The organism is Streptomyces sp. S3(2020), assembly GCF_013044505.1.
GTDB lineage: Bacteria > Actinomycetota > Actinomycetes > Streptomycetales > Streptomycetaceae > Streptomyces.
Genome location: NZ_JABERD010000295.1, coordinates 1 through 9,495, shown reverse-complemented (window position 1 = coordinate 9,495; position 9,495 = coordinate 1). Strand labels below are relative to the sequence as shown.

Below are 9,495 nucleotides of genomic sequence, written 5' to 3'. Positions count from 1 at the left end.
TGTGGCTAAGAGGTGGGGGTGCGTCATAGATGTGTTGTGTGTGTGCAGAGTGCATAGTTTCTTAGTTTGAGCTAGAGGCGGAATAGTTGCTGTAGTTCGTTTATTTTTTTTTGTATGGCTGCGGCGGCAACCGGCATCTACACGATCCTCTTCGTCGGCAGCGTCAGCTGTGTAGAAGAGACAGCCCGGGCCCCACGGTCCGCCGCCCCACCTCCCCGACACCGGAAGCAGCGAGGCCATGCTGGCCGCTTCCGTCGGCAGTGCGGCGATGATCACGGCCGGAGCCGTGCTGTACCGGCGTGGCCGTAGGCAGGCCGGAGCCCACCAGTAGGCGCGTCGGGTGCCGGCCACCTCCGTCCGGCACCCGCGCCCCTCAGCGTCGTACCGGCTCGGGCGTGCCGTGCCGCGCCGGCCCCGGGACGACCCCCCCGCGCGGCCCGGTGTGCAGACGGCGCCGCACCCCCCGTACCAGCGCACCGGCCGTGTAGGTCGCGCCGTGCACGAAACGCATCGCCGGGCCGAAGGCGGAGGCCGTCACCAGGCCCGCCAGGAACAGGCCGGGATGCGACGGCGACTCGAAGTCCCGGCCGGCCGCCGGGGTACCGTCCGCGCCCGTGGCCAGAGCCGTGCGCAGGCTCTCGGAGAGCAGACCGAGACGGTCGCCGGTCGCCCTGAATCCCGTGGCCGCGACGACGTGTTCGGTCTCCAGGGTGCGCAGGACCCCCGCCCCGTCCGCCCGGTCCAGCACATCGAGCCGCACCCCTCCCGACACCTCCCGGGCCGCCGCCACCTCATGCGCGAGGAGCACCTCCACGGCCGGCTCCACCCGGTCCCGCACCCACCAGGCACCCGCCGGACCGAGCGCCGTCGCCGCGATCCGGGCCCGCGTCGGCTCCGGGAGCCGGCGGAAGAGGCCGGCGCGCTCGGCGTAGAACCAGTTGCGCCAGCCGCAGCCCAGGCCGCTGTGCGGGGAGCGCGCCGACTGCCACCAGGGGCGCCGCCACGGCGGCGGCACGTCGTTCCAGCGCAGCTCGCCCGCGCGCGCCAGGACCCGGACCCGGGTGCCCTGTTCCGCGAGGAGGGCCGCCGTCTCCAGGGCCGCCTGGCCGCCGCCGACCACCGTGACGTCCTTGCCCCGGAAGCGGTCCAGGTCGCCGTGGTGGCTGCTGTGCGAGACGAGGGCGGGGGAGAGGCCGTCGAAGGCCGAGGGGATCTCCACGAACGGCATCACACCCACGGCCAGCGCGACCGTGCGCGAGGGCAGCACCTCGCCGTCCTCGGTGACCGTCTCGAAACCGCCGGGGCGCAGGGCCGTCACCCGGGCCACCGTGCGCTCGTCGACCTTGGGAACGGCGTTGCGGGCGAACCACAGGCCGTATTCGGCGAACATCTCCACCGGGATCGGCTCCCCGTGACGGGCCGTCACACCCTGCCCCTCGCAATAGACGTCGAGGCGCCAGCGGCGCTCCGGGTCGGAGAGGTTGGAGGCCCACGGCTCGGACTTGAGGAACATCCCGCGCGGCATGTGATCGCGCCAGGACGCCATGGGCCGGCCGAAGACGCGCACCTTCAGTCCGGCGGCCGCGGCGTGGGAGGCGATGGACAGGCCGTACGGGCCCGCGCCCACCACCAGCAGGTCGTACATCAGCGGCTGCTCGCTTTCTCGTCGTCGGTCAGGTCGGTCGTCAGCGGCGAGGCGGTCGCCTGGCGCACCAGGCGCACGCGGGCCCGGTCGCCCACCGGAGTGCACAGCCCGCGCAACCGTTCCAGCAGGCGCCGGGACACATGACGGCCCCACAGCCACCACATCGCCCAGCCGGGCGCCCGGTCGTCCCGGGCACCCCAGGCCAGTTCCCGCCCGGCACGCCTCGGGCGCAGCGCGGTCAGCGGGGCGTAGTTCTCCACCACGAACGCCCGCCCGGCCCGCGGCGCCCCCTGCGGCAGCGGACGGTGTGTCAGGTCCAGGTGCAGAGCGCGTACGACGTCCAGGTCCGCGGTGTCGCTGAAGAGCCGGAACTGGGCGCCGGGGCGCGGGTTGAAGTCGAGGAGGTGATGGCGGCCCTCGTCGTCGCGGCGGAAGTCGAGGTCGAAGATGCCGCGGTAGCCCAGCTCGCCGGTGATCCGCTCGGCCAGCGACTGCACCCGCGGGTCCGGTGCCCAGCGGCCCACCGCCGTCAGGCCCGCCCCGCGCGGCCAGGCCTGGAGCTTGACGCCGACGCCCCCGCCACGCACGGCACCCGAGCGGTCGGCGTACCCGTGGAAGAACCAGTCGCGGTCGGTGCCGGGCGGCAGACACGCCTGGAGCAGCAGCCGGCTGCCCGCCTCCGCCGAGCGCAGATACAGCTCCCGCGCCTCCTGCGGGGACCGCACCACCACCGTGCTGCGCAGCCCACTCTCCGTCGGCAGCAGCCAGGGCCTGCTCCACTTCGCGATCACCGGAAGGCCCAGCCGCCAGGCGGCGCCCGCGGCCTCGGCCGCGCTCTGCGGGATCAGGGTGAGCGGATGCGGTACGTCCACGGAGGCGCACAGGGCGGCCAGTTCCGCCTTGTCGGCGACGCGCTCGGCCAGCGGGCCCCTCGCCGCGGGCAGCAGATAGGCGGGCGCCAGCTCCTCGCGCAGCCGGTCCACGGCGACCGCGCTCGCGTCGTCCATCGGGATCAGCACCGCGGGCCGCGCGACCCGGGCGGCGATGCGGCGCAGCGCGACGGCGATGTCGGAGGCGGACGCCCGCGGTGGCGGCGGGGGGTGGATCTGACGGACAAAACGCGACCGGGCCACCGGACTTCCGGCGGAGTCCGCGATCACATGCACCTCCACTCCGGCCCTGCCGAGCGAGCGCGCGGCCCCCAGCGTTCCGTGGTGAAAGGGATTTCGGTCGATCCGCAGCAGTACGGCGGGGACGCGGGTGTCGAACAGCGACACGGAATCAATTCCTTCGGTCGATTCACCCGTGCGGGCGACAGGGCCACTCGAAAGCCGCAAGCACGGTGGCGGAGTTCGTCTTCACATGACTGAGTGTCAGTTATCGGATTAGCGCGATAGTGAGAAAGGAGCAGGCATGGACCCACAGCAGCGACGGACCCGGACCGGACGGCTGGCGTTCATTGCGGCGACGGTCGCCGCGTCCGCCGCCCTGGCCTCGGGGCCAGGATTCGCAGCGGGGGTGGTACGGGCCGGTGATCCTCCCGCTCCCACACCGGCGGTGCCCGCGGTCCCGGCCGTTCCGTCCGCGTCCGCTCAGCCGCCGGCGGCCACCCCGTCCGCCGACCCGGTGATCGTGCCCGAACCGAAGCCCGTCCCGGAGCTCCCCGCCTTCGGCGCCTACCTCGACTACGGCCCGCGCGGAGTGCACCGCATCTCCGAGCTCAGCCGCTGGCTGGGCGGCGCCGATCTGCGGGTGGGCCACACCTATCTGCCCGGCGACCGCTGGAGCAACATCGAGGGTGCCCCCAACTTCCTGGAGTCCTGGGCCGCCTGGCGCAACGAGCGCGACGACCGGATGTTCGTCCTCAACGTCCCCATGCAGGAGCGCAACGAGGGCCGGGTCCCCGACTACGAGGTCCGGCGGCTGCTCCAGCAGGGCGCGCGCGGCGACTTCGATCACCACTTCCGCCGCCTCGCCGAACGGCTGGTCGAGCTGAAGGTGCCGGACACGGTCATCGTGCTCGGCTGGGAGATGAACGGCATCACGTACACCCATCGCTGCGGGCCGGACCCGGAGGCCTGGAAGAAGTACTGGAACAGGATCGTCACCACCATGCGTTCGGTGCCGGGCCAGAAATTCCGCTTCGATTTCACGCCGAGCCGCGGCCAGGACGCCATCGGCTGGACGAAGTGCTATCCCGGTGACGACACCGTCGACATCATCGGCATGGACTCGTACGACCAGCCGGAAGGCATCTCATTCGACCAGCAGGTGAAAGAGCCGTACGGGCTTCAGGAACACGTGGACTTCGCAAAATCCCACGGCAAGGCAATTTCCTATCCTGAATGGGGACTCTTCCGCAACGGAGACAACCCCGAATACATGCGGCGCATGCTCGCGTGGATGGACGAGCACAAGCCGCTGTACAACACGCTGACGGACTACTGTCCGCACGGCGTCTGGCAGTGCGACGACAACCCCAAGGCGTCGGAGATCTACCGGTCCGTGCTCTTCGGACGCACCGACGAACCCGCCCAACTGCTCGCCGCTGGACCTGGGCGAGTGGGTGGAGTACTGGATCGGCGGGAAGCTGTGCATGCGCTTCGACTGGTGGTCGCGCAGCAGATGAGGACCGGCAGGCGGCGGCGGGCCGGTCACGGCCCGTCGCCACCGCGCTCCCTCCATCCGCGCACCAGCTCCTTGCCCCGGCTGCGGGCGGCGACGTCGCACAGCGCCGCCGCCAGCAGCGGGGCGGTACGCCGCCGGGCCAGCAGCAGCCGCTGGTTGGCCACCGGCTCGGGCTTCCAGTGGTGCTTGTACGGCTCGTTCCCGCGCAGCAGACTCAGCGAGCCCCGGGCGTGCTCGCTGCACGCGTCGAGCAGCATCACCGCCACATCCGCCTTGCGCTCGCGCAGACACGGATGGGCGCCGTACAGATAACCGCCCGCGAGCCGCCGCGACAGCAGCGTCAGATCGACGGCCACCACATCGTCGTCCAGCCGGAACTCGGTGACGACCGCGTCCCCGGAACACACCATCGGAGCGACCGAGCGCACCAGATGGTCCCCGAACCGGGGCCGCAGATGCTCGCTCGTCACCTTCCGCCCCTGCCACTGCAATTGGTGCAGCTCCAGCAGCCGCCGCAGCGCCTTGTCGACCTCGTCGGGCTCCACGACATGCCGTTCGATGCCGAGCGAGGCCAGCTTGCGCAGTTTGGCGCGCACCCGCTGCTGGGCCTTGGCCGACGGCAGCCGGGCCACCAGCTCGTCCATCGGCACGGCGGGCAGCTCCAGGCACAGCGAGTCCTCGACCCGGCGCCGTGGCCCGGGCCAGTGGTCGTAGATCCGCTCGGCCGCTCCGCCCGGCCGCACCTCACGCAGGTCGACCAGCGCGGTGCGGGCCGCCGCGGCCAGCCCGTCGGTGAGCGCGGCGACCGGCTCCTCGCCCCGCTCGTCGTCGAGGAGGACGTCCCCGTAGTCGGAGATCGCCCCGCCGAGCGGCACGAGGGAGGGCACGGGACGCGGTACGCGCATCAGGGGCGCGGCGGCGACGAGGTCGCCCCCGTCGCGCACCACCAGGACACGCAGCCGCCCGGGACGGCCGTACGAAAGCCACCACGAGTGCAGCCAGGCGTGGCTCTGGAACGGGGTCGCGGTGCCGGAACGGGCGTACAGGCGCGCCCAGTCGGGGGCGAGCGCGGCGAAGACGGTGTCGTCGGTGACGAGTTCCGTCGTGTACGTCACAGCTGGCCGTGGGCGTCGACGGCGACGGCCGGGCCGGGCACCGAGGCCGGGCGCCCCGGCTCTCCGGCGGACCGTCGCGGCCGCACCAGCAGCACCAGGCCGCCGAGCAGTCCGCCGGCGCTCGCTCCGACCAGCCCCGTCACCGCGGGCGACGCCGAGGACGGCTCGGTGGGCTTGGTGGCGCGGGCGAACTGCTGGAGCTCGACGTTGGTGGCGCTCTGGGCTGTGTCCGCGTGCCGGGTCAGGGCGCGGGCGACCGCGTTGGCCATGTCGGCGGCGAGGTCGGGGCGCGCGGAGGTCGCGGTGATCGCGACCATCGGGGCGTCCGGCGAGGTCGCCGTCCGCACGCTCGACTGAAGCGTCCGCACCGGGACACCCGCCCACACCTGGGCGTCCCCGAGCACCGCGAGCTGCGTCGCGACCCGGCCGTAGGCCTGCGCGAAGCCGAGTGCGGAGGCGGGGTCGGACTTCTCGGTGGGGACGGCGACGACATAGCTGGTCGCCGTGTACGTCGGCGTCTTGGCCAGGCTGTACGCACCGCCCAGCATGCCGCCGGTGACGGCACCGGCCGCGATCAGGGACCAGGCCGGGAGCGTCCTGGCCCAGGCGTGGACGGTGGCGGGGCGGCGCGGTCCTGTGGGGTTCTCGGTCATGAGGAACTGACTCCCTGGAGTGACGTGGGCGACGAGGCTGCGGCCGCGTAGACATCCATCAGCTGTGCGGCGCTGCGGGTGATGCAGTAGTGGTGGGCGGCGTCCGGGGCGGTGCGCGGGCGCGGGCCCTCGGCGCGGGCCGCCGCGATCGCGCGGGCGAACTCGTCGGGGCCGCCCAGGACCTGGCGGCTGCCGGGGGCCGCCTCCGGGGGCAGGTCCTCGATCGCCGGGCAGGAGCTGTAGAGCACCGGCAGCCCGGACGCCAGCGCCTCGACGACCGCGAGCCCGAAGGCCTCCTCGGGTGACGGGGAGACCAGCAGGTCCATCGCGGAGGCGAGGGACGGCAGATCGGGGCCGGGGGAGCCGTCCGGGACGTAGGGGCGTTCGCCGGTGAACAGGACCCGGTCGGCGACCCCGGCCGCCCGGGCGACCTGGCGCAGCTGGTGCTCCTCCGGGCCGCCGCCGACCAGCAACAGCCAGCAACTGTCCGGGAGTTGGGCGAGGGCGCGGATGGCGGTGCCGAAGCGTTTGCCCGCGGTGAGCCGGCCGATGCCGCCGATGACGTAGGCCTCCTCGGGCAGGCCGAGGCGGCGGCGGGTGTGCAGCCGCTGGAGGGCGTCGAAGCGGAAGCGGGGCAGGTCGATGCCGTTGGGGACGACCTCGATACGGGGGGCGGGCACGCCCCAGCGCTTCAGCCGGGCGGCGACCGTCGGGGAGACGGCGACCGTCGAGCGGCCCAGGCGTTCGCTGGCCAGGTAGAGGCCGCGGACCCCGGCGGTGAGCCGGCGGCCCTCCATCTGCGAGTCGCCGAGGGAGTGTTCGGTGGCGACGACCGCGCGGACGCCCGCGAGACGCGCGGCGAGACGGCCGTAGACGCAGGCGCGGTACAGGTGGGTGTGCACGAGGTCGTAGCCGCCGGCCCGGATGTGGCGGACCAGCCGGGGCAGCGCGGCCAGGTCCCGGTTGCCGGTCATGCCGAGATGGGTGACGCGCACCCCGTCGCCGACCAGCCCGTCGGCGACCGGACCCGGGTTGGTGAGCGTCACGACGTCGCAGTCGACGGGCAGGTGCCCGAGCAGCAGCCGCAGTTGCTGCTCGGCGCCGCCGACACCGAGGCCGGTGATGACGTGGAGGGCCTTCACCTCAGATCCCCTCGACGGGACGGCGGCGCAGCCGGTGCAGCCGGTGCTTGAGGAAGAGGCGTACGGCGGTGTCGTTCTGGCCGATGTGCAGCCGGGGGAGGGCGTGCGGGCCGGTGAGGGGACCGGGGTCGATGGCGCAGGCGTACGCGTATCCGGCCTCTCGTACGGCGTCGACGACACGCGCGTCGATCGTCCCGTACGGGTAGCAGAAGCCGTCCACGGGAGCGCCGGTCAGCTCCTCCAGCGCGGCCCGGCTCTCGACGACCTCGGACTTGAGCCGCAGGTCGTCGGCCTCGGTCAGGTCGACGTGGGTGAGACCGTGCGAGCCGATCTCCACGCCCGCCTGCGCGGCCCGGCGGATGCCGTCGGCGGTGAGCAGCGGTTTGCGCGGGCCGAGCGGGTCCCAGGCGTTGTCGCCGCCGAGCCGGCCGGGCAGGACGAAGAGGGTGGCGCCGAACCCGTACTCGCGCAGCACGGGCAGGGCGTGGTCGAGGAAGTCGGCGTACCCGTCGTCGAAGGTGAGTCCGACGAGGTCACCGCGGGTGGGGGCGGTGAGCAGTTCGGCCAGGGACACGCCCCGCAGACCGCGGCGGCGGAGCCAGTTCAGCTGGCGGTCGAGGCGGTCGGGAGTGACCGTGATGCGGTACGGGTCGTCGGAGCAGTCGCCGACCGAGTGGTACATCGCGATCCACGGGACGGGGGCGGAATCAACGGCAGCGGCCATGGGTGAGCCTTCGTGTGACGGAACGGAGGGATCTCAGTGCGGGTACGACGCCCTGGGCGTCCAGCGCCCAGGCGAGCAGGACGAAGACGGCGACGACGGTCGCGCCGCCCGCGGCGAGCCCGGGCAGGGCGGCCGGTACCTGACCGGCGACGAAGGTCCCGGCGATCGTCGCGACCACCGCGGCACGGACGGGCCTGCTCAGCTCGCGCAGCGCGCCCCGCTTGCGGATCGGGACGCTCCTGGGGCCCATGCCGGCCAGCAGCAGTGCGGCGGTCACGGTGATGCCGACGGCGTTGGCGGCGGCGATGCCGCTGACGCCCCAGGGGCCCACCGTCCAGGCGCCGATCCAGGAGGTGGCGACGATGCCCGCGGCCATCGCGGCGACCGGGTACCAGCTGGGGCGGGCGGCGGAGAAGTAGGACCGTACGAGCACGCCGGTGAGGGTCTGGCCGAGCAGTCCGAAGGCGTACACACGCATGACGCCCGCGGTGGCCGCGGTGTCCCGGGCGGTGAACGCGCCTCGCTGGAAGAGGAGTTCGATGATCTGCGGGGCGCAGGCGATCACCGTGGCGGCGCCGAGCAGCACCATGCAGGTGGCCAGCGCCAGGTCCCGTTCCACGCGGCTGCGGGCCCGCTCGATGTCGCCGTCGGCGAGGGCTCGCGCGACCACCGGGAAGGTGACCGTGCACAGCATCATCGACAGGGTCATCGGGATCTGGGCGACCTTCTGCGCGTAGTTCAGGTGCGAGATGGCGCCGGCGTCGAGGGTGGAGGCGAGGAAGCGCTCGATGAGGGTCTGGGACTGCCGGCACAGGGCGAAGAGGAGGACGGTCGCGACGAGGGCGGCGGTGACGGCACGGTCGTCGCTCCCGCCCGACTCCGGCCGGGCGACCCGCTTGCGGAACAACTCCCTCACGAAGGAGGGCAGTTGGATGAGGACCATCAGTCCGCCGCCGATCGCGACCCCGATCGCCGCCGACCGCACGCCCCACTGCCCGCCCAGGACGAACATCGCCGTGATGATGCCGGTGTTGTACGCGACGTAGATCCCGGCGGGCGCGAGGAACCTGCGGTGGGCGCGGAGTGCGGCGCTGCAGTATCCGGCGAGTCCGAAGCCCAGCACACAGACCGCGGCGAGCCGGGTGCAGTCGACGGCCAGGGCGGGGTCGGGCAGGCCCGGTGCCAGCGCCTCGACGAGGTAGGGGGCGGTGCCGACGATCAGCGCGGACACGGCGACGAAGGCGAGGGAGAGGCGGGGCAGCGTGGCGGCGACCAGCGAGCGCACCGGATCCCCGGGAGCGCCCTGCGCCCGTCGCGCCAACGCCAGACTGAACGCCGGGACCAGCGCGAAGGCCAGCCCGTCCTCGATGAGCAGCGTCGACGCGAACTCCGGGATCGTCCACGCCACCAGAAAGGCATCGGTCTCGCTCCCGGCCCCGAAGAGCCGCGCCAGCGCCTGATCCCGCGCGAGCCCGAGCAGCGCCCCGGCGACGGAGAGGACCGCGGTGATGAGCGTGGCCTTGGCCAGGAACCCACGGGAGACGGGGGCGAGGTCGGGGCGCTGCTCGGGCTCGCGCGGGATCAGGCG

7 protein-coding genes and 2 pseudogenes are annotated in these 9,495 nt (G+C 73.1%); 2 read left to right on the top strand and 7 right to left on the bottom strand.

The window, feature by feature from the left end; all coding sequences use genetic code 11:
• Window positions 1-211: 211 nt before the first annotated feature.
• Window positions 212-331, top strand: a pseudogene (locus HLK59_RS45205) (LPXTG cell wall anchor domain-containing protein); the annotation flags it as partial.
• 42 nt (window positions 332-373) lie between these two features.
• On the opposite strand, the gene HLK59_RS45200 reads toward HLK59_RS45205, so the two are convergent.
• Window positions 374-1,645, bottom strand: coding sequence for an NAD(P)-binding domain-containing protein (locus HLK59_RS45200; protein ID WP_171147495.1), 1,272 nt, complete (start codon window positions 1,643-1,645; stop codon window positions 374-376).
• Entirely contained in the window at window positions 1,645-2,922 is a 1,278-nt protein-coding gene (locus HLK59_RS45195; protein WP_171147494.1) for an ATP-grasp domain-containing protein, read from the bottom strand. Before HLK59_RS45195 ends, HLK59_RS45200 begins: the two co-directional genes overlap by 1 nt.
• 136 nt (window positions 2,923-3,058) lie before the next feature.
• On the opposite strand from HLK59_RS45195, the pseudogene HLK59_RS45190 reads away from it, so the two are divergent.
• Window positions 3,059-4,274 (top strand): annotated as a pseudogene (locus HLK59_RS45190) (glycosyl hydrolase).
• 25 nt (window positions 4,275-4,299) lie between these two features.
• Here HLK59_RS45190 and HLK59_RS45185 read toward each other — a convergent pair.
• Genes HLK59_RS45185 through HLK59_RS45165 form a run of 5 tightly spaced genes read right to left on the bottom strand, consistent with a single transcriptional unit; the run spans window position 4,300 to window position 9,492 of the window.
• Window positions 4,300-5,388, bottom strand: coding sequence for a GNAT family N-acetyltransferase (locus HLK59_RS45185; RefSeq protein WP_171147493.1), 1,089 nt, complete (start codon window positions 5,386-5,388; stop codon window positions 4,300-4,302).
• A complete protein-coding gene (locus tag HLK59_RS45180; protein WP_171147492.1) occupies window positions 5,385-6,041 on the bottom strand; it encodes a lipopolysaccharide biosynthesis protein in 657 nt (218 codons plus the stop codon). Before HLK59_RS45180 ends, HLK59_RS45185 begins: the two co-directional genes overlap by 4 nt.
• Window positions 6,038-7,183: a glycosyltransferase gene (locus HLK59_RS45175; RefSeq protein ID WP_171147491.1), complete on the bottom strand. Its 1,146-nt coding sequence runs from the start codon at window positions 7,181-7,183 to the stop codon at window positions 6,038-6,040. Before HLK59_RS45175 ends, HLK59_RS45180 begins: the two co-directional genes overlap by 4 nt.
• Window position 7,184: 1 nt before the next feature.
• The gene (locus HLK59_RS45170; RefSeq protein WP_171147490.1) at window positions 7,185-7,907 is read right to left on the bottom strand and encodes a polysaccharide deacetylase family protein; all 723 of its coding nucleotides are present in this window, start codon (window positions 7,905-7,907) and stop codon (window positions 7,185-7,187) included.
• Window positions 7,891-9,492, bottom strand: coding sequence for a lipid II flippase MurJ (locus HLK59_RS45165; protein ID WP_240983019.1), 1,602 nt, complete (start codon window positions 9,490-9,492; stop codon window positions 7,891-7,893). The genes HLK59_RS45170 and HLK59_RS45165 overlap by 17 nt, the downstream gene beginning before the upstream one ends.
• Between the last annotated feature and the right edge of the window lie 3 nt (window positions 9,493-9,495).

Coding starts and splice junctions, on each gene's coding strand:
- HLK59_RS45200 (WP_171147495.1), bottom strand. CDS start 1,645: ATGTACGACCTGCTGGTGGTGGGCGCGGGCCCGTACGGCCTGTCCATC.
- HLK59_RS45180 (WP_171147492.1), bottom strand. CDS start 6,041: ATGACCGAGAACCCCACAGGACCGCGCCGCCCCGCCACCGTCCACGCC.
- HLK59_RS45170 (WP_171147490.1), bottom strand. CDS start 7,907: ATGGCCGCTGCCGTTGATTCCGCCCCCGTCCCGTGGATCGCGATGTAC.